This is a genomic window from Streptomyces sp. TE5632 (assembly GCF_054061295.1).
Genome location: NZ_JBSSEA010000003.1, coordinates 5,731,572 through 5,758,380, shown reverse-complemented (window position 1 = coordinate 5,758,380; position 26,809 = coordinate 5,731,572). Strand labels below are relative to the sequence as shown.

General features: G+C 70.4%; 17 protein-coding genes and 3 pseudogenes. 8 read left to right on the top strand and 12 right to left on the bottom strand.

Annotation, left to right across the window (positions count from 1 at the left end; translation table 11 throughout):
- Nucleotides 1–1,027: 1,027 nt before the first annotated feature.
- Nucleotides 1,028–1,450 (top strand): annotated as a pseudogene (locus ACVW19_RS31405) (transposase family protein); the annotation flags it as partial.
- A 295-nt stretch (nucleotides 1,451–1,745) separates the two neighbouring features.
- On the opposite strand, the gene ACVW19_RS31400 reads toward ACVW19_RS31405, so the two are convergent.
- The 5 genes from ACVW19_RS31400 to ACVW19_RS31380 all read right to left on the bottom strand — a co-directional run bounded on the left by ACVW19_RS31400 (nucleotide 1,746) and on the right by ACVW19_RS31380 (nucleotide 9,081).
- Entirely contained in the window at nucleotides 1,746–2,189 is a 444-nt protein-coding gene (locus ACVW19_RS31400) for a DUF7144 family membrane protein (protein ID WP_457463717.1), read from the bottom strand.
- 584 nt (nucleotides 2,190–2,773) lie between these two features.
- Nucleotides 2,774–4,147, bottom strand: coding sequence for a chloride channel protein (locus ACVW19_RS31395; RefSeq protein WP_457463716.1), 1,374 nt, complete (start codon nucleotides 4,145–4,147; stop codon nucleotides 2,774–2,776).
- Nucleotides 4,148–5,080: 933 nt separating this feature from the next.
- Nucleotides 5,081–6,859 (bottom strand): cation:proton antiporter, encoded by a 1,779-nt coding sequence (locus ACVW19_RS31390; protein ID WP_457463715.1) that lies wholly within the window; start codon nucleotides 6,857–6,859, stop codon nucleotides 5,081–5,083.
- A gap of 121 nt (nucleotides 6,860–6,980) precedes the next feature.
- Nucleotides 6,981–7,901, bottom strand: a complete 921-nt coding sequence (locus ACVW19_RS31385; protein ID WP_457463714.1) for an aldose 1-epimerase family protein — start codon at nucleotides 7,899–7,901, stop codon at nucleotides 6,981–6,983.
- Nucleotides 7,902–8,127: 226 nt separating this feature from the next.
- Entirely contained in the window at nucleotides 8,128–9,081 is a 954-nt protein-coding gene (locus ACVW19_RS31380; RefSeq protein WP_457463712.1) for a DUF389 domain-containing protein, read from the bottom strand.
- A 240-nt stretch (nucleotides 9,082–9,321) separates the two neighbouring features.
- Here ACVW19_RS31380 and ACVW19_RS31375 point away from each other — a divergent pair, with 240 nt between their 5' ends.
- From ACVW19_RS31375 to ACVW19_RS31360, 4 genes are all read left to right on the top strand, one after another.
- Entirely contained in the window at nucleotides 9,322–11,142 is a 1,821-nt protein-coding gene (locus tag ACVW19_RS31375) for a glycoside hydrolase family 15 protein (protein WP_457463710.1), read from the top strand.
- Between the two features lie 3 nt (nucleotides 11,143–11,145).
- Nucleotides 11,146–12,090: a cyclase family protein gene (locus tag ACVW19_RS31370; protein WP_457463709.1), complete on the top strand. Its 945-nt coding sequence runs from the start codon at nucleotides 11,146–11,148 to the stop codon at nucleotides 12,088–12,090.
- Between the two features lie 26 nt (nucleotides 12,091–12,116).
- The gene (locus tag ACVW19_RS31365; protein WP_457464865.1) at nucleotides 12,117–12,659 is read left to right on the top strand and encodes a gluconokinase; all 543 of its coding nucleotides are present in this window, start codon (nucleotides 12,117–12,119) and stop codon (nucleotides 12,657–12,659) included.
- A gap of 115 nt (nucleotides 12,660–12,774) precedes the next feature.
- Entirely contained in the window at nucleotides 12,775–14,355 is a 1,581-nt protein-coding gene (locus tag ACVW19_RS31360) for a GMC oxidoreductase (protein WP_457463707.1), read from the top strand.
- A gap of 42 nt (nucleotides 14,356–14,397) precedes the next feature.
- On the opposite strand, the gene ACVW19_RS31355 is transcribed toward ACVW19_RS31360, so the two are convergent.
- The 4 genes from ACVW19_RS31355 to ACVW19_RS31340 form a co-directional block, all read right to left on the bottom strand.
- Nucleotides 14,398–15,438: a cytochrome d ubiquinol oxidase subunit II gene (locus tag ACVW19_RS31355; protein WP_457463705.1), complete on the bottom strand. Its 1,041-nt coding sequence runs from the start codon at nucleotides 15,436–15,438 to the stop codon at nucleotides 14,398–14,400.
- Nucleotides 15,438–16,925 (bottom strand): cytochrome ubiquinol oxidase subunit I, encoded by a 1,488-nt coding sequence (locus ACVW19_RS31350; protein ID WP_457463703.1) that lies wholly within the window; start codon nucleotides 16,923–16,925, stop codon nucleotides 15,438–15,440. Before ACVW19_RS31350 ends, ACVW19_RS31355 begins: the two co-directional genes overlap by 1 nt.
- 92 nt (nucleotides 16,926–17,017) lie before the next feature.
- A complete protein-coding gene (locus ACVW19_RS31345; RefSeq protein WP_457463702.1) occupies nucleotides 17,018–18,358 on the bottom strand; it encodes an NAD(P)/FAD-dependent oxidoreductase in 1,341 nt (446 codons plus the stop codon).
- Nucleotides 18,359–18,364: 6 nt separating this feature from the next.
- The gene (locus tag ACVW19_RS31340; protein ID WP_457463700.1) at nucleotides 18,365–19,204 is read right to left on the bottom strand and encodes an SDR family oxidoreductase; all 840 of its coding nucleotides are present in this window, start codon (nucleotides 19,202–19,204) and stop codon (nucleotides 18,365–18,367) included.
- 613 nt (nucleotides 19,205–19,817) lie between these two features.
- Here ACVW19_RS31340 and ACVW19_RS31335 point away from each other — a divergent pair.
- Entirely contained in the window at nucleotides 19,818–20,717 is a 900-nt protein-coding gene (locus ACVW19_RS31335) for an IS5 family transposase (RefSeq protein ID WP_457463699.1), read from the top strand.
- Between the two features lie 11 nt (nucleotides 20,718–20,728).
- Nucleotides 20,729–21,241 carry a GNAT family N-acetyltransferase gene (locus ACVW19_RS31330; protein WP_457463697.1) on the top strand — a complete coding sequence of 171 codons (513 nt, stop codon included), beginning with the start codon at nucleotides 20,729–20,731 and terminating at the stop codon, nucleotides 21,239–21,241.
- Between the two features lie 182 nt (nucleotides 21,242–21,423).
- Here the strand turns inward: ACVW19_RS31330 and ACVW19_RS31325 are convergent.
- Nucleotides 21,424–21,606 (bottom strand): annotated as a pseudogene (locus tag ACVW19_RS31325) (helix-turn-helix domain-containing protein); the annotation flags it as partial.
- 128 nt (nucleotides 21,607–21,734) lie between these two features.
- Between ACVW19_RS31325 and ACVW19_RS31320 the strand changes: the two are divergent.
- Nucleotides 21,735–22,874: an acyl-CoA dehydrogenase family protein gene (locus ACVW19_RS31320; protein ID WP_457463695.1), complete on the top strand. Its 1,140-nt coding sequence runs from the start codon at nucleotides 21,735–21,737 to the stop codon at nucleotides 22,872–22,874.
- Between the two features lie 123 nt (nucleotides 22,875–22,997).
- Here ACVW19_RS31320 and ACVW19_RS31315 read toward each other — a convergent pair whose 3' ends face one another.
- A complete protein-coding gene (locus ACVW19_RS31315; RefSeq protein ID WP_457463694.1) occupies nucleotides 22,998–24,830 on the bottom strand; it encodes an AMP-dependent synthetase/ligase in 1,833 nt (610 codons plus the stop codon).
- A gap of 208 nt (nucleotides 24,831–25,038) precedes the next feature.
- Nucleotides 25,039–26,709: pseudogene (locus ACVW19_RS31310) on the bottom strand (thiolase family protein); the annotation flags it as partial.
- Between the last annotated feature and the right edge of the window lie 100 nt (nucleotides 26,710–26,809).

Sequence of the window (26,809 nt, the reverse complement as noted above, 5' to 3'; positions counted from 1 at the left end):
GCGGACTGGCACACGGCGAAGACCGCGCGGCCCGGGAACTCAAGGACGGCGACTACGTCAGCCTCGGCATCGGGCTCCCGACCCCATGCTGCGGGCGAGTTGCCGAGCCACGTAGCAAACCTTCCGAGTGGGAGCCAGGCATCTGCGCCCAGGTCCCCCGCCTCGGCGGTCACCAGTCAGCAAGCCAGGACGCCTCCGTACCCAGTGCTGACCGTTTGCTGACCCGAGCGACTCCATCGTGCCTCTGACCTGCGCAAACACCCAAACGCTAGATCTTGGACTTGAACATGGTGCGCAGCATGCTGGACTCCCGGAAGACGGCTCCCTGCCTGCTTTCTGCAGGTCAAGGGCGTTTTTCACTGTACAACGGCACGCGTCGGACTCGAAGAATGTGTGGAACATCGTTTCACTCCGACGAGAAGGCTCCCTGTCTGCGCTTCCATGCGAACCAGACCGCTGTGACATCGTCGGCCAAGTGCCTGTTCGGACACCCGTCGCAGAAAGTGCGAGGGCTGCGACTGACCAGATGCCCACTTACCTGACGGCGCATCAGGAGCGTGAGGACCATAGAGACGAGTCGCTTCCCGGGAGCGCCTGGAAGTGAGCGAATACCGGTCCCGCCACCACCATGGCCGTCGTCACCGAAAACAAGACGCAAGGACGCAAGCGGCACCTGAGCACCGACGCTCTCGGCCTGGTCCTGGGTACGCCGGGGCACCGCACCGGCGAGCGCGGCGAGGCCACGGTCCCGCGTCGCCCGCTCAGCTGGCTCGAGCCTGTGACGGGTGAGGGCCGTCTCGCCGGAAGGGAAGCCAAGAAGGCTCCGGCTCCTCCCCTGCGCCGAATTCGACCAATGAGCTTTTTCAACTGGCCCGCTGATCGGGTGATGGTCGTGGGGTGCGCAACGCACGAGGCTCCCGTGCCGTTGAGGGAGGTGTTCGAATTCTCAACCCACCCGCACAGAAGCCTCGTTGGCCCCTGTCCTGCCGCGCTCGACCTGCCGCACGCCCTGGTCGAGTGGGTCACGATGCTCATCGTCACCCGCGAGGGTGACCGGCGCTGCAAGCTCCCGCCGCACCAGCGTGCGCTGGTCGCCCTGGCGTACCTGCGCAAACACGACACCCTCGCCCAGACAGCCGCCGCGTTCGGGATCTCGGTCGGCACCGCCCACGCCTACACCGCGAAGGTGATCAACCTGCTCGCCGGCCGAGCACCGGGCCTGCTCAAAGTCCTGCGCGAACACGACCCCGACTACGTCCTGCTCGACGGCACCCTTGCCGAGTGCGACCGCACCGGCGACGGACGGGCCCACTACTCCGCCAAGCACCGCCGACACGGCGTGAACGTGCAGGTCGTCACCGCCCCGACCGGTGACGTGCTGTGGATCTCGCCCGCACTGCCAGGCCGGACGCATGACCTCACCGCAGCCCGCACGCACAAAATCATTCGAAGAACCGCCGCCCGGCTCCCCGTCATGACGTGGGCAGAGTCCTTTCCGCCGGCGAGGCGTTCAGCCGTCCCGCCCACCACAAGGCCGGCACAAAGCCGCGCCGAACTGGATGAATGACAAGCTGAGTGAACCTTCATGCCGCCCGCGCTGCTCCCCGGGTACGGGCCAGCTGCCGCAGCTCGGTGCGCGCCGCCGGCACCGAGCGGGCGGTGTGCCAGTAGGGGTGCCACCACAGACGCGACAACCGCCGCGAGCCGTGCCCCGATGCGGCAATGTCCTCCGGGCCTGTGCTGCGCTACACGCGCGCGCCGTGCACGTGCCGCGGCTCGGCTAGCAGACCGTAGATGACCAGCACGGACATCACCATCGTGAACAGAGACCAGAACGGGTAGACCGGAAGGAAGATCATCTGACCGACGAGACAGAGCGCTGCCAGACAGATGCCCGTCAGCCGCGCCGCTCTGGAGCCCACGAGCACGCCGATACCCGCCAGGGCCATCACGATGCCGATGGCGACCCAGATCCAGCCCCAAGCCGTGTAGTTGAAGATGAGCAGCCGGTTGCCCTCGGAGTAGACGGTCGAGTAGTAGCCGTGATTGAGGATCGCCACAAATCCGTTGAGCAGGTTGAAGAGGGCGCTGACCAATAGCAGGATTCCGGCGAAGGCCACCCAGTGCGATCGCTCCATCGGAGGCACGGCACCGTCTGGTGGAGAGGTTTGTTGCTGCATGGGATCCATGAAATGCGGCACCACCGCAGGCCCGCAATCGGTAGGGGCCCGTGGGTGTTGCGCAGCCGCCTGTGCTCTCGGGCGACCGGCTCGTGGGTACCGCGGGCCGATGGCCCTGTCCGCGGCTCCGGGAGGCGCCCGTATACGGCCTGCCGGATAGTGGATCGCGTCGGAACCTTGGGGATGGGACGCTCATGGACCGCTGTCCCCCTCGCCGACCAAGGCCTGGTGGGCGATCTGCAGACCGCCGCCCTGGTGTCCGCAGTGCCGGCTGTGGCGCCGCGCAGCTCGTCGCGCCGCCGCGCAGGCGCAGCGCCAGCCGAAGACGACGGTCACGCCCGCAACCGGCGCATGCCGAGCGGGCCGCGCCCGACGGACCGTAACCGGGCCCCGGGGGCCGCGCTGCCTGGGCAACCTGCTCGCTGGGACGGGCGTGCGGGTACGGCGAGCCGGGCGGCATGTTGAGACGGATCCAGGGGCCGATCCTGACCTGCAGTGGAGCGCCGATTGTGGCTCTGGCCAGCCGATCTTGCGATGGCGGGCGTTGGCCTACGACGGGAGGTTACGAGCTGCTGGCCGCACCCCCTGGCAGCTCAGCCGCTCGGCGGCCCGGCTGCGTCCTGCTCGGTGGGGGATGTGGCGGTCGGCGGCGGGGTCAACCTGAGCGTGAGGACGTAGGAGCCCACGACCGCCACGATCACCAGCGGCATGACGGTGAGCCCCTCTGGGCCCAGAAGCAGGGTGGCCAGCAACAAGGAGGTCATGGGGGACTTGAGCATCGCCGCCGACATCGCGCCCACGCCCATCGCGAGCCCAGCGGTCACGCCGAGCCCGGGCAGGTGGGAGAGTGCGATGCCTCCGGCTGCGCCCACGAACATGGCGGGGAACACCGGGCCACCACGGAAAGCTGCCATGGACACGCAATACGCCACTGCCTTGCAGGCGAAGAGCACCACAAGTGCGCCTGCCGAATACTGTGCGTTCGCAGTGAGAAGGGGACCGAGACCGCTCTGTCCCGAGTACAGGACTTCCGATGCCGTGTGGCCGGTCCACTCCGCGTAGAGCAGGGCGATCACACCGACGACGACGCCCGCGAGCAGGGTGGCCGTCAGCCGTCGCGGTTCGACCAGTTTCAGCAAGCAGAGGGAGAGCCACCGAATCCCGGCGCCGAGCAGAGCCGCCGCTACCCCGATCAGGAGCGCCCAGCCGAACCCGGCGGCGTCCGGCGTGGCGGCATGGGGGACGTTCGGCAGGGTCAGCGAGTAGGTGCCCAGGCCGGTCCACGAGCCCAAGCCAGTGAAGATGAGCGCACCAATACCGGAGGCGAGCAATCCGGGCACCAGGACAACGCCGAGCATCGGTCCACCCAAGCCGGACATTTCCATGAGCAGGAACGCTCCGAGCAGCGGTGAGCCGAGCAGGGTGCTGATCGCGGCGAAGCTCCCGGAGGCTCCCACGACGGCGGTCGCCTGCTTCGGGAACGACTTCCGCGTCAGTCGCAGCACGGCCACGGCGAGGCCGCTGCCCAGGGCGATGAGCGGGGCCTCCGGCCCGATGACAGCCCCGAGGCCGAGTGAGGCCAGCGCGGCGAGCGCCACGCCGGGCAGATTGACTGTCGGGGTCGGGCCCGAGGCCACGAACCCGTGGGCCGGCTCGTGTCCACCGTTGCCGGGGAGGTATCGGACGATCGGGCCGACGAGGAGCCCGGCCACGGCCAGCAGCGGCACCGGCCACCAGTTGGGCGTGTCATGGAAGCCCAGGGCCTTGGGCAGGTCCGTGTAGGTGAGCGACTGGAGCTTGTTGACGAGTGCGAGAAAGCCGAAAGCCGCCGCCGAGATCGGGACGCCGAGAACCGCCGCGATCAGGAGGAGAACCGCGTAACCGCGGCTGCGGACGAGTGAGAGCGGGTCCGTGGCGACTGCAAGGGGCTTTCCGTCAGGCTCGACCGGACGGCTCGGAGAGGTCACGCCGAGACCTCCGACATGCGCGCGTCACAGCAGGATTGAGCCATGATTCCGGAGCTGGGGCAACCAGCCATGATCGCCGCGGCGCCTCGGTAAAACCGGAATGAGGACTCACTGGGCCGAAAGGGATCGGCACGAGTTCCAGGATCCGGTGGGCGGGCCGCTCCTCCGGAATCCGCAAGGGGCCGGGCCGCTCCCCCTGCGGTTCGTACTCCACATGGCGGGGCCGAGAAACACAGCGCCGAGCACCCCTGCCACCAGGCCGCCCGCTCCTCGAAAACGGCGCGCCCCGCTGGGTGTGGAGCAGCGGCTGTCTCCTGCGACATCACTGCCCTCCCGGCCGTAACACTGATCCGTGATCGCCCTGGGGTGGTGACTACTACGGGGGACGATCAGGGCACACAGCGCGAACTCGACTCCCGCCCACGCGCTCACCCTCAAGACCGATCATGGCGGCCAGTGCCCGATTCGGCATCACGGCGTATCCGTGCCGAGGATCGCCTGTCGGTAGGGCCTGGCGAGGTGGGGGTGCGGGCGGGCTTGTTGTATCGCCTTGTGAGGTCGGACCACTCATAGCCCCCTTCCTTCCGATGGCCGACCGCCCGCCCTCGGCGGGAGTCAGGAGGACCAGGGGGCCTCCCGGCTCAGGCAGTGGCGTGCTGCCCTCGGTGACCGGCTTGAGGCGGTCACCGAGGGCAGCACACCGAAGAGAAGGTCGTTGTCGGGGGGATAAGCATCAGTTGGTCTTTGCCCGTCTGTTCCTGTCCTTGTCTCCTCGACGCCTGCCTTGAGTGCGCGAACAAGCGGGGAGGGCCAGAACCGGCGGCTCGCGGACAGGACTCGAACCCGGCCGCAGCAAATTCCCCTTCCAACGCGCAGAGGCCCGGCCCCCGGTACTTGGGGCGGAGCTTCGGACGGCCGACAGCCGACGTCGGCCTACTCCGGCGGGCTCTCGGTACCCCGCGTGCCCGGGACCAGCAGGACGGCCGTGTCCCCCGGCCGGGGCAGTGGTGTACTGCCTTCCGTGACCGGATCGAGGCGGCCGTCCCGGCGCACGAGGAACAGCAGATCGCTGCCTGGCCGCAGGGCGTCGTCGGCGGGCTGCCCCAGCACGGCTGCCCCGTCCTCGTACCTGCGGGAGAACGTCGGCCAGGTCAGATCCGGGCCGAACAGAACCTCACCACCGATGAACGGCGCCACCACGCCGTGGCTGTCGGCCGGTGCGTTGAGACGGTGGACCGTACCCTCCACGCTGCCTCGCAGAAGCACCGCCGCCAGTGCGTTGAAGTCGTCCTCGGCGGTGAGGAAGTACACCGCCGTGATGCCCTCCAGCTCGGCGGCCCCGCCCGTGGCGGCGCCCAGCAGCTCACCGGACGCGAGCTCGATCCCGGCCTGCCGGATACGTTCGCGCTGTTGCTCTTCCCCTGCCCACATCAGCACCTCCAGCCCCGCTGACTTCAGGGCCACGCCCAGGTCGACCACCCAGGGGTCACCGCCGACCAGCAGGGGCCGCGAGCGGGACGGGCGCACCACGCCCAGGCGCCGGGCGACGGGCGAGGCGGTCAGGCCGTAGAGCGTCACGGTCGCGACGATGACCACGAACGTGGCCGGAAGGATCTTCGAAGCGCCGCCGATCCCCTTGGCCACCAGGTCCGCCGAGAACGTCGAAGCCGTGGCGGCCGCGACGATACCGCGCGGCGCCATCCAGCCGATGAAGCCCCGCTCGCCGCGTGTCAGTTCGGTGCCGAGGGTGGACACGACCGCGACCATCGGCCTGACGACCAGTACCAGGAAGGCGGCGAGCCCGAGCGCGGGCAGACCCACATGACGCAGCGAGTACGGGGTGATGGTGGCCGAGATCGAGATGAAGAGCAGGCCGAGGATCAGGCTGACCAGGGTCTCGAAGAAGGGCCGACGCGCGGGTACGTCCATGCTGGGGAGGTTGGCGACGGCCAGGCCCATCACCACGGCGGCGATGAGTCCCGTGTCGTCGCGCAGGACATCGCAGAACGCCGCCACACCGATCACCGCGGCAAGCTGCGCCGTGGTGCCGAGTACCTCGCCGAGCCGCAGCACCCGGAACAGCACCCACAGCAGAGCCGCCCCGACCGCTCCTCCGGCCACTCCGATGCCCATGCTGGCGAGGAAGTACTCCATCCCACTGCCGAGGCGGTGTCGCGAGCTGGCCACGACCCCGTGGAAGACCAGTGTTCCCAGGACGCCGCCGACCGGGTCGATGAGGGAGCCTTCCCAGATCAGGAGGCGCTGGAGGCGGTCCTTCGGTCGCACGAAGCTGAGCAGCGGTCCGACGACCGTCGGCCCCGAGACCACGAGGATCGCGCCGATCATGACGGCCGCCCGTGAGGACATCCCCAGCAGCGGCGCGGCGAGGAGCGTGCCGAGCAGCCCGGTGATCGGGACACCGATCCAGATCAGCCGGACGACGACGCGGCGGGTGTGGCCCTTCAGCCTCGCCAGGTCCAGCCCGAGTCCGGCGTCGTACAGGATCACGGCGACGGCCAGCGACACCAGCGGTGAGAACGCCGCCCCCAGCAGCTGCTCGGGGTCGACGTCGTCGATCAGCGCGCCGGCGGCGAAGCCCACCGGCAGCAGGACGATGAGGGCGGGGATGTTCAGGCGGCTGGCCAGGATCTGCGATCCGACGGCCAGGACCAGGATCAGGCCCACGCCGATGAGCACCTGGTCCGTCGTCACATGCGGCCCTTTCGGTGCGGGGTGGTGGGACGAGTGGGTGCTCTCGCCGGTCGGCCGCGCGGCCGACCGGGCCAGACCTCCGCCGAGTGCCGCGTGAATGTCGGGTGCCGTGACGGCGTCGTCACTCCCCCCACGGCGTGATCCCCCAGCGGACGGTGTGCTGCTCGCCGGGACCGAGGCTGACGAGCCCGGTGCCGCTGCGGAAGGCATCGGGTGGGCAGGTCATCGGCTCGATGGCGACCGCACGACGGCGCTCCCCCGGCGGGAGGGTGTCGCCGGTGTAGAGCTGCACGTAGTCGGCGTCTTCACCGAGCCACACGTCCGTGCCGAACGCACCCGACGGGTGGGCCAGGCGCACCACGGCCCGACCGTCCGCGTCCCGGTCGAGGTCGCCGAAGGGGGTGTCCAGCTGGAGCGCACCGACAGCTCGTGGCGTTCGCAAGTCGTACTCGGTCCCGGCGACCGGCTCGGCGGCGACCGGCAGGCCGCGCTCATCGGTGCGCAGCCATGTGCGTGCGGGGACGGTCAGCACGGCCTGGTCGACGACGGCGGTGCCCGCGGTGACGTAGGGATGCTGGCCGAAGCCGTAGGGTGCGGCGCTCACGTCGAGGTTGTGCGCGGTGACGGCGACGTCGAGCCCGCTCTCGCCCAGGGTGTACTCGGCGCGGACGTGGAGGTGGAACGGGTAGCCCGGCTGCGGCCACAGCGAAACCTCCAGGGCGGCGCGGCTGTCGCTCGCCTCCACGACCTGCCACGCGACCCACCGGAGCAGCCCGTGGATGGCGTTGCCGCCGGTCGGCTCGGTGAGCGGCAGCTGCAGATCCTGCCCGTCCCAGGGGTAGCGGCCGTCGCGGATCCGGTTGGGCCACGGCACCAGGATCTGGCCGCGCCCGCCGGTGATCCGGTCCTGTTCGGCGAATCCGTCGATCACGGTGCGCTCACCGGCCGCGTATGACCGAAGGGCCGCGCCGAGCTCGACGACGACGGCACTGTGCGTGCCGTGACGGAGGGTCAGTTGCCGTCCGGTGCGGCTCTCCTGCATGCGTGGCCTCCTCGGTCCGCCCGGCCGGCGTGCTCGGACGTCGGCGTAGTGGTGGCCCGTGGTGCCGGCCCTCCCGTCGGGAGCGTGCGGCCCCTCATGGGCCAGGTCAAGCACGACACGTTCCTGTCGGCGCGATCGCCGGGCAGGTTCGCCCGCTGAGGCCACAGGAGCGGGCGGCGGTCGACGTACGGGCGCTCGTGCTGTCTCCTGGGCGGGGACGGCGGCGTCACCCGCTGCTCGCGCGCCCTTCGCGACGGGCGATGCGCCGCCAGACCGCCCGCTGGAATTTGAGCGTCAACACGCCCACCAGGATCAACAGCACGATGTTGAGCAGGAGCTGGGCCAGGGATCCGCGCGCCTGGCTCCAGCTGGAGAACGCGCAGGAGACGCCGATGTCGGCGGCGGCCGGGATGGTGGTGACCGAGATGAAGACGCCGAGCAGCGCGCTCGACCTGGCCTGGGTCAGCGACATGATGCCGACGATGCCGGCCAGTACCGCCACGACGACGGAGAAGAGATTGGGGGTGTCGATGAGTGCGGAAACCGGCCTGATGCCCAGGGCGAACGCTTTGGGCTGACGGTCGAGGCCCCGGATCGCCCAGGAGAACAGAAACGTCACCACGATGGCCATCAGGAATCCCACGGTCAGTGCGGACAACCCCTGCCGGATCCTGGTGACGTTGCCCCGGTCGATGGCCAGCGCGACGCTGCTGATGGCGCTGTACTCCGGTCCGACCACCATGGCCGCGACGATCAGGATCTGGGAGTTGGTGAAGATCCCCACCGCCGCGAGGACGCCCGCGACGACCAGATAGACGTAGAAACTCGGCCCGTAGGTGCCTCCGGAGCGGATGCGCGCTTCGACCTCCTCCCAGACGGGCGCGTAGGCGAGCGCCCCGAGCTGCCGCTGCTCCGCCTCGGCGGCGAGGCCGGAGAAGGCCATCTCCATCGGCTCGATGACGATGGATCCACGGCGGTCGAGGCCGAGCTCTCTCAGCCCGCGCAGCACGGCGTTGGCCGCACCTGCCAGGATGTCGCACTCGATCGCGTCGCCGTCGGGGTTGTGCGCCATTTCGGCAAGGACGACCAGGTTGAAGACATAGCGGTCGTCGGTCAGCAGCCCGACCGCCCGGGGGGTGAGATCAGGGGGGCTCACCAGCCGGACGTGGATCATCTCCATGCGCCACCTCCATCGCTCGCCGACGGACCCACCGGGGCGCTACGGTGCCCGAGCGCCGGAACTCTCCTGATTGCGACCGACCGACTCCAGTAAGTAACGCCCGGTAGGTGGGGGGCGGCAAGCCGGATGCGCTGCTCGGCTCCAGCGCCTCCGGTCACTTGGGTCGCTTCCGACGCGCAGGGACCACCCGAGTGGCCGATAGTGGACGTAGGGGGTTCTTTTCAAGACTTCGGAGCATCCATGGATCGCTACCCTCCCATCGCCGAACACGGCCTGGTGGGCGACCTGCAGACCGCCGCGCTGGTCTCGTCGCAGGGTGTCGTGGACTGGTTCGCCGCTCCCCGGTTCGACTCGCCCAGCATCTTCGCCGCCCTGCTCGACCACGACGGCGGCGGGTACCTGCGGCTGTCCCCCGAGCATCCCGACGGGACCTGCAAGCAGCTCTATTACCCCGACACCGCCATCCTGGTCACCCGGTTCCTGTCACCGGACGGGGTGGGAGAGGTGCTCGACTTCATGCCTCTGGCCCAGAGCCGCACTGCCACCGACCGGCACACCTTGGTCCGTTTGGTCCGGGCCGTGCGAGGGACCGTCGAGTTCACCCTCGAGTGCCGGCCGCGGTTCGACTACGGCCGGGCCGAGCACGAGCTCGAACTCGGAGACGACGGCGCCCTGTTCCGGGCCCCCGGGATCGACGGGCACCTGCGGGCCACCTTCCCGCTGGAGCGGGACGGTCAGGACGTGCGCGGAAAGGTGAGGCTGAACGCCGGGGAGTCCGGCGGCTGCGTGTTCACCGTCTGCGCGTCCGGCGGCGAGGCGCCCGCACCCCCCACGGTCGACGGGCTCAACGGGCAGTTCGACGAGGTCGCCCGGTTCTGGCAGCACTGGCTGCGCCAGTCCCGCTACCGAGGACGGTGGCCCGAGCTGGTGCACCGCTCGGCCATCACCCTCAAACTCCTCACCTACGCCCCCACCGGCGCCCTGGTCGCGGCGGCCACCACGGGCCTGCCCGAACAGGTCGGCGGAGAGCGCAACTGGGACTACCGGTTCACCTGGGTACGCGACAGCGCGCTGTCCGTGCGGGCCATGCTGGACCTCGGCTTCGTCGACGAGGCCACCGGATTCGTCCACTGGCTGGTGGACAGGCTGCACGAGCGCGAGGGCAAGGCGGGAGAGCCGCTCCAGACCATGTACCGGATCGACGGCGATCCCGACCTGCCGGAGGAGACACTCGATCACTTCGAGGGCTATCGCGGCTCCTCGCCCGTCCGCATCGGCAACGGCGCCGCCGACCAGCTCCAGCTGGACATCTACGGCGAGGCCCTCTACGCGGTGTCCCAAGGGGCCGAGATCGCGCAGCAGGCCAGTTTCGAGGGATGGCAGGCGCTCGCCAGGACGCTGGACTGGCTCGCCGACGCCTGGGACCGGCCGGGCGAGGGCATCTGGGAGACCCGCGGCGGCCGCAAGAACTTCACCTACAGCCGGGTGATGTCGTGGGTCGCCTTCGACCACGGGCTGCGTCTGGCCGACGCCTTCCGCAGGCCCGCCGATCTGGAGCGGTGGCGCACGGCGCGGGACGCCGTCTTCGAGCAGGTCATGGAGCGCGGCTGGAGCGAGAAGGAGCACGCCTTCGTCCAGCACTACGACGGTGACGTCCTGGACGCCTCGCTGCTGCTCATGCCCAGGGTCGGGTTCATCGCTCCCCGGACCACGGCGTGGCTCTCCACGCTTGACGCGATGGACCGCAAGCTCGTCTCCGACAGCCTCGTCTACCGCTACGACCCGGCGGCTTCGCCGGACGGGCTGCGCGGCTCGGAGGGCACCTTCAGCCTGTGCACCTTCCTCTACGTCGACGCGCTGGCCCGGGCGGGACGGCTGTCCCAGGCGCGTTACGCCTTCGAGAAGATGCAGACCTACGCCAACCACGTCGGGCTGTTCGCCGAGGAAATCGGTCCGAGTGGGGAGCAACTGGGCAACTTTCCCCAGGCGTTCACCCATCTGTCGCTCATCATGGCGGCCATCACCCTCGACCAGGCGCTCGACGCGGAGAACGGGCACTGACCCATGGTCACCCGTGCCCGTCCGGCAGGACTGCCACGGCTTACCGAGGACGAGTTCGGTGTGCTGTACCGGCGACTGGTCTCGCGCGCCGCCTGGGCCTCGGGGAACCGGGGTGCTCTGGACGCGCTCACTCCTGCCCGGGTGGTGGTCGCCACCCGCGAGGTGCGCACCGGCCGGACGGTGACGCTGGCCGCGCCGGTGGAGACGTCACCCGGTCCGGACAATCCGGAACCGGCGAGGCACCGGATGAGGGGGCAGGCGGGGGATGACGCCTCGGGCGGGCTGCGGTTCGCGATGGACAGCTTCGCGATGAACGTGCACGGTGACGCCGACAGCCACATCGACGCCCTCTGCCACGTGGTCTACGACGGCACGCTGCACGGCGGCGTGGCCGCGAGCACCGTCACGGCGGGCGGCGCCACGGCGCTCTCCATCGAGGCGGCTCACGACGGGATCGTCGGACGCGGCGTGCTGTTGGACATCCCGCGGCTGCGCGGTGTGCCGTGGCTCGAACCGGGTGATCACGTGACCGCCGGCGACCTCGGCGCGGCCGAGACCGCCCAGCACCTCCGCGTGGGAGAGGGCGACCTCCTGTTCGTCCGGGTCGGCCACCGCCGGCGCCGCGCCGAGCTCGGACCGTGGCACGCGGCGGACGCGCGCGCGGGGCTCCATCCGTCCGCGCTGGAGTTCCTGGCGGACCGGCGGGTCGCCGTGCTCGGCGGCGACGGGAACAACGACACAGCCCCGAGTTCCACCGAGGGCGTCGACTTCCCCGTGCATGTGCTGGCGATCCACGCCATGGGCCTTCACCTGCTGGACTACCTGCAGTTCGAGGACCTGGCACCGGCCTGCGAGGAGGAGGGACGGTGGTCGTTCCTGTGCGTGATCGCCCCGCTGAGGCTGCCGGACGCCACCGGCGCCCCGGTCAACCCGATCGCCATCCTGTGACCCCGGCGCCCACGGTCGTGGTCGTCATGGGCGTCTCGGGTTCGGGGAAGTCCACTGTGGGGCGCCTGCTCGCCCAGCGGCTCACGGTCCCCTTCCTGGAGGCGGACGACGTCCACCCGGCCGCGAACCGCGCCAAGATGGCCGCGGGTCGCCCACTCGACGACGAGGACCGGCGGCCGTGGCTGCTGTCCATCGCCGATTGGATCCGGGAGGCAACCGCCGCCGGCCGGGGCGGGGTGGTGGCGTGTTCGGCGCTCAAGCGCGAGTACCGGGATCTGTTCCGTAGGGCAGGCGCAGGCGCGTGGTTCCTGCACCTGGCGCTCGACCGGGCGACCGCCGACCGGCGGGTCGCAGGCCGTGTGGACCATTTCATGCCCGCCCAGCTGGCGGACTCCCAGTACGCCGCCCTGGAACCGCTGCGGCCGGATGAGCCCGGCCTGACCGTCGACGCGGTGGCCGACCCCCAGACCATCGTCGACCAGGCGGTGCGCGCCGTCCGGGCAATGAGGTTACGGCGCACCTGTTCGACTCCGTCGGGTCGCCGCCGCCCGGCCCACCCGATAAGTTGAAATTGGCGCCGAATATCCCGATTGCGCGAGTGTCTGTCCGGAACAGCACGGCCCGGGGGCCCCGGACGGGCGCTACGGCCAGGACAGCCCACGACTCCTAGAACGGGAAACCCTCATGGCCGACGATCAGCACTACGACGTCATCATCATCGGTACGGGAGCGGGCGGCGGTACGCTCGCCCACCGGCTGGCCCCCACCGGCAAGCGGATCCTGATCCTGGAACGCGGCGGCTACCTGCCTCGGGAGCGGGACAACTGGGACTCCACCGCAGTCTTCGTCAAGGGCAAGTACCGTGCCCCGGAGTTCTGGTACGACAAGCACGGCAACGAGTTCCCCCCGGAGGTGAACTACTACGTCGGGGGCAACACCAAGTTCTACGGCGCCGCGCTCTTCCGGCTCCGGCCCGAGGACTTCGGCGAACTGCGCCACCACGACGGCATCTCACCGGCCTGGCCGATCCGCTACGAGGATCTGGAGCCGTACTACACCCAGGCCGAGCACCTCTACCTGGTGCACGGCCGGCATGGCGAGGACCCCACCGAAGGGCCGACCAGCGCGCAGTACGCCTACCCGCCGGTGGAGCACGAGGCGCGCATCCAGCAGCTCAGCGACGACCTGGAGAGTGGGGGACTGCACCCTTTCCACCTGCCCATCGGTGTGAACCTCACCCAGGGTGAGAACGGCGGGGCCACCCATGACAGCGTCTGCATCCGCTGCGACCGGGTCGACGGCTTCCCCTGCCTGATGGGCGCCAAGTCCGATGCTCAAGTGGTCTGCGTCGACCCGGCGCTGAAGTACGACAACGTCACGATGGTGACGGGAGCCGACGTACGGAGCCTGGAGACCGACCCGACCGGACGCACCGTCACCAGGGTCGTCGCCGAGCTCGGCGACGGAACGACCGAGCGATTCGGCGCCGACATCGTGGTGGTCGCCGCCGGCGCGGTCAACTCCGCCGTACTGCTGCTGCGTTCGGCCAACGACAAGCACCCCGGCGGCCTGGCCAACAGCTCGGACGTGGTGGGACGCCACTACATGCGGCACAACAACCTCGCGCTCATGGCGGTGTCGAAGGAACCGAACCCCACCAGGTTCCAGAAGACCCTGGCGCTGCACGACTGGTACCTGGGCGCGGACGACTGGGACTACCCGCTCGGCGGCATCCAGATGCTCGGCAAGTCGGACGCCGACCAGATCCACGGCGAGGCGCCGCGCTGGGCGGGTGCGGTCGCGCCCGACATGCCGTTCGAGGTACTCGCCCACCACGCCGTCGACTTCTGGCTGTGCGGAGAGGACCTCCCGCTGCCCGAGAGCCGCGTCACCCTCGACAAGGACGACCGCATCCACCTGGCTCTCGACGAGAAGAACAACATCGCCGGGCTGAAGCGTCTCCAGCACAAGCTGCGGGGCATGCTCGGGCACCTGGGCATGCACGAGCACCACCTGCTGGATCACAGCATCTACCTGCACAAGGGCATGCCGATCGGCGCCACCGCGCACCAGGCCGGCACCGTGCGGTTCGGCGAGGACCCGAGGAGTTCGGCCCTCGACGTCGACTGCAAGGCCCACGACCTCGACAACCTGTACGTCGTGGACACCAGCTTCTTCCCCAGCATCGGCGCGGTGAACCCGTCCCTGACCGCCATGGCCAACGCCCTGCGGGTGGGCGATCGCATCGCCGCACGGTTGCGCTGACGAGAATGCCGCACGTTTGCCGCACGACCAGGCGCAGCGCCGCTACAGGTTGTCCCCGGGGGCTCTGGCGGCCCGGGTGTCGGCGTCGGTGAGCTCCTCCAGCTCACCCATGGTGTCGAGCCGGTAGAGCAGCACCAGAGCCGGGCCGACCAGCACGATCGCGATGACCGTGACGATCACCAGCCAGCGCAGGGTGTGCGCGGCCCCGGCCGCCTCGGCCACCGTCAGCGAGGTGGGCAGCAGGTAGGGCCGCTGTGCGAAGCCCCAGGCGCCGACGGTCAGGGCGACGCTCGCCACCGAGGTGTAGCGGGACCAGCCGTGGGAGCGGCGCAGCACAAGCAGCACCGTGGCCAGACCGCAGACCGCGGCCAGGACGACCAGCAGCAGGCCCCAGCCCTCGGTGAGGCCCTCCCAGACGTACCGGGCGTCGTCGTGGGTGACGGGCAGGGCGACGATCGCGAGGACGACGACGGCGGCGAAGGCGAACAGAGCCCGCACACGGAAGTAGTCGACGAGGTCGTCCGCGCCGAAGCGTCGGGCGTCGGAGCAGAGGAACACCGCCCCGAGGAACGCGGTGGCGGCGATGGCCAGCAGACCCGTGAGGACGGAGGTCGGATTGGCCCAGGCGTCCGCGGAGGCGGTCGTGCCGACCTTGACCCGACCGGAGGCGATGCCGCCGAGCACCGCTCCGAAGAAGAACGGCGTGAGCAGTGACGAGACGGCGAACGCCGCGCCGTAGATCCGCCGTTGGGCCAGGCGGCGGGTCGGCTTGCGCAGGGCGAATCCGGCGCCGCGGAGCACCAGCCCGACGGCGGCGAGTGCGAGCGGCAGCCACATGGCTGCGAAGACGGCCTGGAACATCGTCGGGAAGCCTGTCCACATGACGATCAGGACGAAGATCAACCAGACGTTGTTGGCCTCCCAGACCGGCGCCATGGCGTGGTCGATCAGCCGGCGGGGCCGCTCGCCGCGCTCCACCCCTCCGGCCAGCAGGTCCCAGAAGCCCGCGCCGTAGTCGGTGCCCCCGGCGCAGGCGTAGGCGGCGATCGCGAGCACCATCACCCAAGCGATGAGATCGGCCATCAGAGCGCACCGCCGGGGGTGCGCTCTGATCCGCCACCTGACGCGGCCCCGGCGGCTGGGGGCTCCGGCTCGCCTCTGGGCCCGTAGGGGGTGTCGGTCTCCGGGGCCGGTCCGCCGCGCGCGGCGGCGTAGCCCTCGTCGGCGATGCGCCAGCGAGTTCGCATCTTCAGGACGACCGCGAGGAACGCCCCGAAGACGGCCGCGTACACGACGATGACGATGCCGAGCATCGCCCACAGCGATTCGGCGCGGGTGTCGGTCACTGCCTCCGAGACCCTCATGTGGTTGTAGACGATCCAGGGCTGGCGGCCGACCTCGGTGGTGATCCAGCCGCACTCGACGGTGACCAGGCAGGCGGCCCCCGCGAGCGCGGCGCAGCGGTAGAACCAGCGGCCGCCGGGGTTGTCCCGATGGCGCCACCAGGACCAGGCGTACCAGAGCGCGAGCAGGATCAGCAGGCTGCCGATGGTGACCATGATGTCGAAGGCCCAGTGGGCGATGGTGGCTTGAGTCGCCGTCGGGCGGTCGCTCGCGGCGACCGACGACAGGCCCGTCACCTTGGTGTCGGGCCTGAATCCGGCGAGGATCGAGTCCAGTTGGGGGATCTTGAGTCCGCCGGAGATCGTCCCGTCGGGATGCAGCCGTCCGAACATGTACTCCGGTACGTGGGTGTCGGTCTCCCAGACGAGTTCCATGGCGGCGAACTTGATCGGCTGCTTGTGGAAGACGGCGCGAGCGGCGGAGTCGCCGAGCATGAACTGGACCGGTGTGAGGATCGCGGCCACGGTGAACGGCAGCGTGAAGCCGAGTCGGTGGTAGCGGTCGCGGCGCCCGCGCAGCCAGCCGACCGCGTACACTCCGGCGACCACGTAGCCGGCGGTCAGGAGCATCGCGACCACGAAGTGCCAGTACTCCGGGCCGAACATCGGTGTGAAGATCGCCTGCCGCACATTGACGTTGACGGGATTGCCCTGGGCGTCGAGTTCGAACCCCTGCGGGGTGTTCATCCAGGAGTTGGCCGCGATGATGCCGAACGCCCCCATCAGGGCGGCCAGCGGCAGCGGTACGGCGAGCCAGAAGTGTGTCCACGGCTTGAGCCGGCGCCAGCCGTAGAGGTAGATCGCGATCAGGACGGCCTCGAGGAAGAACGCCCAGGCCTCGATGCCGAACCCCAGGCCGAAGACGTCACCCCAGCGGCCCATCATGCCGGGCCACAGCAGGCCGAGTTCGAAGGACAGCACGGTGCCGGTGACGACGCCGACGGCGAACTGGACGGCCATCACCGCCGACCAGCGCCGGGCGAGCGTGAGCGCGACGGCGTCGTTGCGGCGCAGCCCCCGGTGGTGCATGAGCAACGTGATGAACGGCAGTGCCACACCGAACGGGACCAGCAGGATGTGCGAGGCCAGGGTGAAGGCCATCAGCTCTCGAGCCGGCAAGAGCTGGTCCGGGGTGCTGTTCGCCAGAAGGGCAGCTGTGCTGAGCATGTGCGCCTCGATGGTCTGCCCTGCGGGGGCGGCGGGGCTGAGGAGGGACAGGATTCGGAGGGGTGCCCGTAGAGGGCCGGCCGGGGCCGTCGTCAGGGAGGCGGCGGAGGCGCCTTCGGCCCGGGCGCCCGGGTGGCCGAAGCGTCGGTGTCGGGCATGGTGAAGGCGCGTTCACGGCGCGAGCTGGTGGCGAAGGCGACGGACCAGCTGAGCACCGCCCCCAGTCGGCTGCGGAAGCCGGTGAGGAAGGCCAGGTGGATGAAGAGCCAGGCGAGCCAGCCGATGAAACCCGACAGATGCAGCGGGCCGGCCTTGACGACGGCCCGGCCGCGGGCAATGTAGGCGGCGCTGCCAAGATCCAAGTACTTGAAGGGCTTCGGCTGTTTCGTCCTGCCTTCGACGGCGTGGCGAACCATCCGGCCCGCGTAGGCGCCCGACTGCATGGCGACCTCGGCCAGGCCCGGCAGCCGGTTCAGGCTCATCACGTCGCCCGTGACGCGGATCTCCGAATGGCCGGGGATGGTGAGGTCGGGTTCGACCTTGATGCGTCCGGCCCGGTCCTGGTCGGCGCCGGTTGCCCGGGCCAGCGCGGCGGCGATGGGTGGCGCCTCGACGCCCGCCGTCCACAGCACGGTGCGTGCCTCGAACCGGGTCGTCCTGCCGTCATGGTCACGTACCGTCAGGCCGTGCGCGTCGATGTCGGTGACCATCGTGCCCAGATGGAGCTCCACACCAAGGCTCTGCAGGGTCCGGGCCGCACGGTGGGCCAGTCGGGGGCCGAACGCGCCCAGCACCGCGTCGGATCCCTCGAAGAGCAGCACCCGGGCCTGGGCTGAATCGATCGTCTGGAACTCCCGGTCGAGCGTGTGGCCGGCGATCTCCCGGATCTGTCCGGCGAGTTCGACACCGGTCGGCCCGCCGCCGACGAGCGCGAAGGTGAGCCACTGCCGCCGTTCCCGGTCGTCTGCCGCCGTTTCGGCCATCTCGAACGCCCGGTAGATCCGCCGGCGGATGTCCAGCGCGTCGTCCAGCGTCTTCATGCCGGGCGCGTGCGCGGCGAACTCGTCGTGCCCGAAGTAGGACTGGCGCATGCCGACCGCGAGGATCAGATCGTCGTAGGGCAACTCGACAGCTCCGCCGTCGGGCCGCCGGGCGTGGACCAGCCGGGCTTTGACATCCACGTCGGTGGCCTCGGCGAGCAGGCAGCTCACGTTGTGGTGACGACGCAGGACCCCGCGGAGCGGTTGCGCGATCTGCCCCTCGGACAGGATGCCGGAGGCGCACTGGTAGAGCAGCGGTTGGAAAAGGTGGTGGGCGCGGCGGTCGACCACGGTCACCGCGACCGGTGACCGCCGCAGGGCGCGAGCGGCGAACAGCCCGGCGAACCCCCCGCCGAGGATCACCACCCGGCGGGGCGTGACGTGGTCCTGCATCGGGGATCAGCCTCCGGTGGCGAAGCCGGGGAAGAGCGTCATTCCGCCGTCGACGTAGAGGGTGGTGCCCACGACGTAGTCGAGCAGGTCGGATGCCATGGCGACGACGGCGTTGGCGATGTCGTCCGGGTCGCCCACGCGGCGGTATGGGATGAGGCGCAGCAGGTCGGCCTCGGCCTCGGGGGTGGACCAGGCGTCGCGGTTGATCGGGGTGCGGATGGCGCCGGGTGCGATCGCGTTGACCCTGATCCGCTGGGGGGCCAGCTCCTGGGCGAGGGTCTGCATCAGCATGCCCACACCGCCCTTGGAGGAGGCGTAGTTCACGTGCCCCGACCACGGGACGATCTGGTGGACCGAGCTCATGCAGATGATCTTCCCGGCCGACCGGGACACTTCCTCCACGACGCCGCGCCGGATGAACTCCTTGGCGGCCTCCCTTGCGCACAGGAACTGGCCGGTCAGGTTGACGTCGATGACCTTCTGCCACTGGGCGAGCGTCATCTCCGTCACGGCCGCGTCCCGCTGGAGGCCCGCGTTGGCCACCATGATGTCGATGGTGCCGAACTCCTCGACCATCCGCGCGACCATGGCGGTCACCTGTGCCTCGTCGGACACGTCGGCCTCGTGAGCGTAGGCGCGGACCCCGAAGCCCTCGATGTCCGCCACGGCCTTCTCTGCCTCGTGCGCACCGACGACGTAGTTCACCACGACGTCCGCTCCGGCCCGGCCCAGGGCGATGGCGGTCGCCAGGCCGATGCCCGAGTTGGCGCCGGTCACCAGCGCCTTCTGGCCCCTGAGGAGCTGCGCGGGCACCGCCTCGCGGCTCTCGCTGACGTTTCCTGCCACCACGATCTCTCCTTCTGCGTTGCGGACGGAAGTCCTCAGCAACCGGACGACGCGCAGGAGAATGGCTGGACGTCGGCCGGCCCGTCAGGACCGACACAGGAGCCGTCGCACACCCGGCCCCCCGACGAAAGCACCCTGCGCCGCGGGTGGGACGGACCGGCGCGCAACGCAGCCGCACTTCGGCCGGGCACGTCACACGGTCGGGCTACGAGCTGCTCCCGAACCCTGCCCAGGCTGGGTGTCATGAGGGCCACTGGGGCCAAAAGGCACGCCAAGCCCGCTGGATGACGGCGGCAGCCGGAAACTGACCATGCGCGGTCGGCTCGGAGCTCGGTGACGACGTTGCCGTCGGCGGTTGAGCCTGGGGAGACACCGGTGAGGCGTTCCAGGACCTCTGCGCCCGTTGGGGCCTGGCCCAGTCCATGGGGCGGGTCGGGTCCGCGCTGGACAACGCCGCCGCGGAGTCGTTCCACTCGGTGCTCAAGGTCGGGTACGTCCACAGGCACCGCTTAGAGGTCGCGCGGACAGGCGTGGTGGTGCACCCCGGCAGCAAGGCAGGCACAGGTCTTGACGATCACGGAGTTGCGACGCTCAGTGCTCACCGGGGAGAGCCGTGCCTGTACTGCCGTCACGGCTGACCGAACCGCTCTGGGACCAATTCGCCGCGCTGCTGCCGGAGCGGCCGGCCTACCACCCGGGCCATCCGCTGGGCTGCCACCGCCCCCGCATCAGCGACCGGATCGTCTTCGACAAGATGCTGCAACTCCTGCGGTTCGGCCGCTCCTACCAGGCGATCGCCGATTCGACCTGCTCGGCCACCACGATCCGAAGCCGCCGTGACGAGTGGATGCGACAGGGCGTCTTCGTCCGGCTCAAACAGATCGCGCTCGACTCCTACGACCGGATCGTCGGCCTCGTCCTGGACCAGATCGCTGTGGACGGCTCCATCACCAAAGCTCCCGGAGGCGGCGAGGTGGCCGGGCGTTCACCGGTCGACTGCGGCAAACAGGGCCTGAAATGCTCGGGTATGACAGATGGTTATGGAATTCCGCTGGGCCGTGTCCTGGTCGGTGCCAACCGCCACGACTCCCCACTGCTGGCCCCGACCCTGGACCGCCTGGCAGATCTCGGACCGCTGCCCGACGAGATCACGGTGCACCTGGATGCCGGCTACGACTCGGGCAAGACCCGCATCACCCTCGACGAACGCGGACTGCACGGCCGGATCGCGCACAAGGGCGAGAAGGCGCCCCTCCAGGCCACCCGGCGGTGGCACGTGGAGCGCACCCACGCCTGGCACAACGCCTTCCACCGGCTCGTCCGCTGCTACGAACGCCGCACCACCGTCATCGACGCCTTCTTCGACCTCGCCGACACGATCATCACCGTCCGCAGCCTGATCCGACGTTCCCGGGCGACCCACCGCTGGGACAACCGCCCGAGGCGCCGCCCACGAGATCGCTCGGACTCCGAGCTCATTCCAGCGCCGAGCCGCTCCGAGGCGGTCACGTAAAGTTTCTGGTCATGACTGCGCTGCATGGTGCCTCCGTCGTCCTCCGCCCCACCATCCGTGAGGACATCCATGCTCTGGCCGCCATCCGGGGCACATCGGAAGTGCGTGCACGATGGAGGGGCGGAGACGATCTCGAGGCAGACATCGCAGCCGACCTCGAGGATTCCGGCACCCTGTCCCTGACCGTCGACTACCGAGAGCGGATCATCGGCATGATCCAGTGGTACGCCGAGGAAGAGCCGGACTACCGGCACGCCGGCATCGACCTCTTCCTCGATCCCACCGTGCACGGCCGGGGCCTGGGCACCGACGCCGTACGGACACTGGCCTGCCATCTCATCGATGTCCACGGCTATCACCGTCTGATCATCGACCCGGCAGCCGACAACACTGCGGCGATCCGCTGTTACACCAAGGTCGGCTTCCGGCCGGTCGGCGTCATGCGGCAGTACGAGCGTGGCCCGGACGGCACCTGGCACGACGGCCTCCTGATGGACCTCCTGGCCACCGAGCTGGTGCGCTGACCGCTCCCACCCACAGCCGGTCGCCGGCACTGACCCCGTGACGGCGGTACGGGCACAGATCTCCCGGCGATCGCAGAGCGTCGCAACTCCGTGCTCAAGGAACCTGTGCGCGCCTCACCTGCCACCCCCACTCTGGCCACCACCTGTCTGCGCAACCTCTTAAAGAATGAACCGCCCCGGGTTCGGTAGACGGTGACCCGGGAGACGCAGGCCCGCTTGGCGACGTCGTCCACGGAGGAGCGGCGCAGACCCAGGAGGGTGAACTGCTCCAGTGCCGCGTCGAGGATCCGCCGCGCCATGCGGTCCTCCGGCTCCGGCCGGGCGAGGGCCCGGGTGAGCCACGAGTCGTTCGCGTCGGTTCTCATGGCGCTCCTCACGATACCGGCGAACGACTCCCTGAGAGGCGCTGAAACAACTACCATATCTTTGTAACTCACCTGTGTGCCCGACCCTGACCGAGCCGCCGACCGGCACCCGGATCCCGGAGGACCTGATGGGCAGTCGACTCACCGAGGAACAGGCCGCTTTCGCCGCGGCCGTGCGCGATTTCGCCAAGCGCGAGTGCGGTACCCGAGAGCAGCGCGACGCCCTGACCGGGGGCGGCCGCGAGGCCCACCACCCCGAGTTGTACGGAAGGCTCGCCGACCTGGGCTGGCTCGGGGCGTGTCTGCCCGAGGAGTACGGAGGCTCCGGCGGCGGGCTGGCCGACGCCTGCCTCTTCCTGGAGGAGACCTCGTACGGGATGGTCCCGTGCGGAGGTTTCATCACCACCGTCATCACCGCGAAGGCGTACGAGCGGTTCGGCACCGAGCGGCAGCGGCGCGAGGTGCTGACCGGCGCCGTGCGCGGCGACGTCCTGTCCATCGCCATGTCGGAGCCGGAGGCCGGGTCGGACGTCGGCGCGCTGCGCTGCCGCGCCCGGCAGGAGCGGAACGGCACGTGGGTGATCGACGGTCAGAAGACCTGGATCTCCAACGCGCACTGCGCGAAGAGCATTCTGCTGGTGGCCCGCACCGGCGAGGACAAGCACGGCGGTCTGACCATGTTCCATCTGCCCGCCGACACCCCGGGTGTTCAGGTGCGGGGCATCGAGACGATGCGCGGCCGGGAGGTCAACGACGTCCTCCTCACCGGCGTGCGGCTGCCCGCGGACGCCGTCGTCGGCCAGGTGGACGACGGGTGGCGGCAGTTGATGGCCGGCCTGAACCACGAGCGGCTCTTCCTGGCCGCGAACATGCTGGGCCTGGCGCGCCGCGCCTTCGACGACGCCGTCGCCTACGTCCGCGAACGCGAGCAGTTCGGGCGACCCGTCGGCTCCTTCCAGGCACTCAGGCACCGGATCGCCGATCTCGCCACCGAGATCGAGTGCACCCGGCTGCTGGTGCGGGAGGTGGCTCTGGACTGCGACGCGCAGCCGGACAGGCTGTTCCCGCGGGAGGCGTCCATGGCCAAGCTGAAGGCCACCGAGATCGCCAAACGGGCCGCCCTGGAGGGCATGCAGATGATGGGAGGCTACGGCTACACCACGGAGTTCGACATGGAGCGCCACCTGCGGGCCGCGGTCGTCTCCACGGTCTACGGCGGGACCAGCGAGATCCAGCGGGACGTCATCGGCAAGACCTACGGTCTCTGAGCCGGCCTGGACGCGGCGGCCGCCCACCCCCGGTCCCGGGGGTTGGGCGGCCGCTTTTCGTGCACGGGAAGCGCCGGGCGGTGCGGACGCGGGGCGCCGGGGGCGGAAGGGACGCGGCCCGGGTCAGTCCTGGTAGAGCCCGGACAGCTCGTCGCCGTACTTGTCCCGGATGACCCGGCGCCGCATCTTCAGCGACGGCGTCAGCTCGCCGGTCGCCGGACCCCACTCCTCGGCCAGCAGCTCGTACCGCTTGACCTGCTCGGTGCGGTTGAGCCGGGTGTTGGCGGCGGCCACCGCGCGGTCCACCTCCGCCCGGACGGCGGGATGCCGCGCCAGCCCGGCCAGTCCCCCCTCCGCCTCGACGCCGTTGGCCGCGGCCCAGGCGGGGGCGGCCTCCGCGTCGAGCACCAGCAGGGCGACCAGGTAGGAGCGGTTGTCGCCGTGCACCATCACCTGGCCGATCAGCGGGTGTTCCTTGAGAGCGTTCTCCACCAGGGCCGGCGAGACGTTCTTGCCGGTGGAGGTGATGATCATCTCCTTCTTCCGGTCGGTGAGCCAGAGGTAGCCGTCCTCATCGATCCGGCCGATGTCGCCGGTGGCCAGCCAGCCGTCGGCGTCCAGGGCGGACCGCACCGAGCCGTCCGGCTGGAGGTAGCCGGAGAAGACGGACGAGCCGCGCACCAGAATCTCGCCGTCCTCGGCGACGCGGATCTCCACGGACTCCACCGGGCGTCCCACCGAGCCGATCCGGAAGCCGGTCTTCGGGCTGTTGCTGGTGGCCACGCCGGTGGTCTCGGTCAGCCCCCAGGCGTCCATGATGACGATGCCGAAGCCGGCCCAGAACCTCACCACGTCGACCGACATCGGCGCCGACGCGCTGGCCGACCAGGTCACCCGGTCCAGACCGCCCGCGGCCAACAGGGGCAGCAGCACGTCCTTGCGGGCGCGGACGTAGCGCTCCTCGAGCTCGGCGGGCGGCGTCTCGCCCCGCTCGCGGTACCCGACGTGCTCGCGGGCGACCTCGAACGCCTGGTCGATGACCACCCGCTGCTCGGCCGGCATCAGCGAGAGGACGGCCCGCACGGCGGCGGACAGTTTCTCCCAGATCCTCGGCACCCCGAAGAACTGCGCGGGACGCACCTTGCGCACCACCTCGCCGACGCGCGTCGGGTCGGCGCAGAGATGGACATGTGAGGCCCGGTGGCAGGGCAGGTAGATGCCCAGCATCCGCTCGGCGATGTGGGCGAACGGCAGGTAGCAGATGTGCTCGACGTGCGGGGGCAGCTCCACCACGGCGTCCAGCGCCAGGGCGTTGGACATCACCACGCGGTGGGTCAGGACGACGCCCTTGGGCTCGCCGGTGGTGCCGGAGGTATAGACGACGGTCAGCGGATCCTCGGGGCGGGCGGCGTCCAGTTCCTTGGCGAACTGCTCGGGCACCGGCTCGCGGAGCAGGGCGGCGTACGGGACGTGGCCGTCCTCCGCACCCGCCTCGGCCACCACCAGCCGCTCCAGCGGGGTGCCGGCGTCGGCCAGCAACGGCTCCCACACCGCCACCTGGGCCGCCCCCTCCACAACGGCGAGGCGGGCCCGGCAGTTGCGGGCGATGTGAGTGATCTGCTCGGGGGCCGCGGTGCCGTAGACGCTGACCGGGACCGCGCCGAGGCGGACCAGCGCCAGGTCCGACAGCCAGTGTTCGGGCCGGTTCGACATCATCAGCAGCACGTGGTCGCCGCGGCCGACGCCGAGGGCTCGGTAGCCGGCTGCGAGGTTCCGGGTGTGCTCGTGGACCTCCGCCCAGCTGAGCGTCGTCCAGTCGCCGTCCGGGTCCTCCGACTGCCAGGAGAGACCAGGGAGTTGAGGGTACTCGTGTGCGTTCCGGGCCAGCAGCTGCGGCAGGGTCCGGTCGGCCGGGGCGTCGGGCGGGTCGCCGGCGGTGCGGGGTGCCGATGTCATCGGGGCCTCCTTGCGGGTCGGAAGGGAACGTCTGGGGAGACCGGGGCGGGGGGAGCCCCTGCGGGCGTGCCCGGTGGAGCCGGGGTGGGAGGCGGTGCGGGCCGCCCGTGGGTCCGGGCCCCGGGGAAGGACGGCCCTGCCCACGGGAACCGGTCGGCGCTCAGGAGCTGCGGACTCGGGCCGGGGCACCGCGGGCCCTCGGAGCGGATCAGGAGTCGGTGAAGGTCTCGCCCTGCTCGGCCTTGCGCAGCAGCAGCTCGGGCGGGGTGAAGCGCTCGCCGTGCCGGTCGGCCGGCTCGCGCGCGCGGGCCACGAAGCCGGGCAGCCCGGTACCGCCCCCGGCGCCGCCGTCGTAGCCGTTGATGTACTGCAGCACGCCGCCCGTCCACGGCGGGAAGCCGATGCCGAGCAGCGAGCCGATGTTGGCGTCCGCCACCGAGACCAGCACGCCCTCCTCCAGGCAGCGCACCGCGTCCAGCGCCTCGACGAAGAGCATCCGCTCCATCAGCTCGGTCAGGTCGGCGGGCTGCTTCGCCGGGTCCGTGAAGTGCTCGCGCAGCCCCGGCCAGAGCCCGGCGCGCCTGCCGTCGACGTAGTCGTAGAAGCCCGCGCCGCCGGACCGTCCGGGGCGGCCGAACTCGTCGATCATGCGGTCCACCACCGCGTCCGCGGGGTGCGGCTCCCAGCTGCGGCCCGACGCCTCGACCGCGCGGCGGGTCTCCTCGCGGATCTTGCGCGGGAGGGTGAGGGTGAGCTCGTCCATCAGGCCGAGGACCTTGGCCGGGTAGCCGGCCTGGGCGGCGGCCTGCTCGACGGAGGCCGGTTCGACGCCCTCGCCGACCATGGCGACGCCCTCGTCGATGAAGCGGCCGATGACACGGGAGGTGAAGAAGCCGCGCGAGTCGTTGACCACGATCGGCGTCTTGCGGATCTGCCGCACCAGGTCGAAGGCCCGCGCCAGCGCCTCCTCCCCCGTCTTCTCCCCCTTGACGATCTCCACCAGCCGCATCCTGTCGACCGGCGAGAAGAAGTGCAGGCCGATGAAGTCCCGCGGCCGCTCCACCCCCTTGGCGAGGCCGGTGACGGGCAGGGTGGAGGTGTTCGAGCACAGCAGCGCGTCCGGGGCGACGACCTGCTGCGTCTCCTGGAACACCTTGTGCTTGACGTCCGTGTCCTCGAAGACGGCCTCGATCACCGCGTCGCAGCCGCCCAGCTCGCCGATGTCCGCGAAGGACGGCTTGAGCCCCGCGAGGGAGTCGGCGGTGGTGCCGGGCCGCATGTGCTCGTCCCGGTCCAGGACCAGCCGCCCGTTGCGGTCGCGCATGGGGACGACGGAGCGGTCGAAGCGCCCGTCCTTCCAGGCGGCGGCCGCCCGCTCCTGGGAGAGCGTCGCGTAGGAGTCCACGTCGTGCCGGGAGAAGCCCTCCAGGGTGGCGATCAGGTCGGCGCCGATGCCCTGCGGGACGAATCCGGTGGCGTGGCTGGTACGCGGGTCCAGCGCCCAGGCGCCGCCGTCACTGCCCATCGGCACCCGCGACATGGACTCCACGCCGCCTGCCAGGACCAGGTCCTCCCAGCCCGAACGGACCTTGGCCGCGGCCAGGTTGACGGCCTCCAGGCCGGAGGCGCAGAAGCGGTTCTCCTGCACGCCCGCCACCGTCTCCGGCAGACCGGCGAGGACCGCGGCGGTGCGGGCGATGTCCGCACCCTGGTCGCCCACCGGACTGACCACACCGAGCACGATGTCGTCGATCGCCGCCGGGTCGAGGTCCGGGAAGCGGTGGAGGGTCTCGTGGATGAGGCCGACGACCAGGTCGATCGGCTTGGTGCCGTGCAGGGCCCCGTCGGCCTTGCCGCGACCGCGCGGGGTGCGGATCGCGTCGTACACGTACGCTTCGGTGCTCACCTTGGGTGCCTTCCAGGTCGGGTCTGACGGAAGCCGCGGACGCCACACACGGGTTGTCGGGGGGAGCCGGCCG

Excerpts from the sequence above, each read along its gene's own strand:
- ACVW19_RS31320 (WP_457463695.1), top strand. The coding sequence starts at position 21,735 with ATGGGCAGTCGACTCACCGAGGAACAGGCCGCTTTCGCCGCGGCCGTG.
- ACVW19_RS31375 (WP_457463710.1), top strand. The coding sequence starts at position 9,322 with ATGGATCGCTACCCTCCCATCGCCGAACACGGCCTGGTGGGCGACCTG.
- ACVW19_RS31350 (WP_457463703.1), bottom strand. The coding sequence starts at position 16,925 with ATGCTCAGCACAGCTGCCCTTCTGGCGAACAGCACCCCGGACCAGCTC.
- ACVW19_RS31365 (WP_457464865.1), top strand. The coding sequence starts at position 12,117 with ATGGGCGTCTCGGGTTCGGGGAAGTCCACTGTGGGGCGCCTGCTCGCC.
- ACVW19_RS31385 (WP_457463714.1), bottom strand. The coding sequence starts at position 7,901 with ATGCAGGAGAGCCGCACCGGACGGCAACTGACCCTCCGTCACGGCACG.
- ACVW19_RS31355 (WP_457463705.1), bottom strand. The coding sequence starts at position 15,438 with ATGGCCGATCTCATCGCTTGGGTGATGGTGCTCGCGATCGCCGCCTAC.
- ACVW19_RS31380 (WP_457463712.1), bottom strand. The coding sequence starts at position 9,081 with ATGGAGATGATCCACGTCCGGCTGGTGAGCCCCCCTGATCTCACCCCC.
- ACVW19_RS31400 (WP_457463717.1), bottom strand. The coding sequence starts at position 2,189 with ATGGATCCCATGCAGCAACAAACCTCTCCACCAGACGGTGCCGTGCCT.
- ACVW19_RS31360 (WP_457463707.1), top strand. The coding sequence starts at position 12,775 with ATGGCCGACGATCAGCACTACGACGTCATCATCATCGGTACGGGAGCG.
- ACVW19_RS31345 (WP_457463702.1), bottom strand. The coding sequence starts at position 18,358 with ATGCAGGACCACGTCACGCCCCGCCGGGTGGTGATCCTCGGCGGGGGG.
- ACVW19_RS31315 (WP_457463694.1), bottom strand. The coding sequence starts at position 24,830 with ATGACATCGGCACCCCGCACCGCCGGCGACCCGCCCGACGCCCCGGCC.
- ACVW19_RS31330 (WP_457463697.1), top strand. The coding sequence starts at position 20,729 with ATGACTGCGCTGCATGGTGCCTCCGTCGTCCTCCGCCCCACCATCCGT.
- ACVW19_RS31370 (WP_457463709.1), top strand. The coding sequence starts at position 11,146 with ATGGTCACCCGTGCCCGTCCGGCAGGACTGCCACGGCTTACCGAGGAC.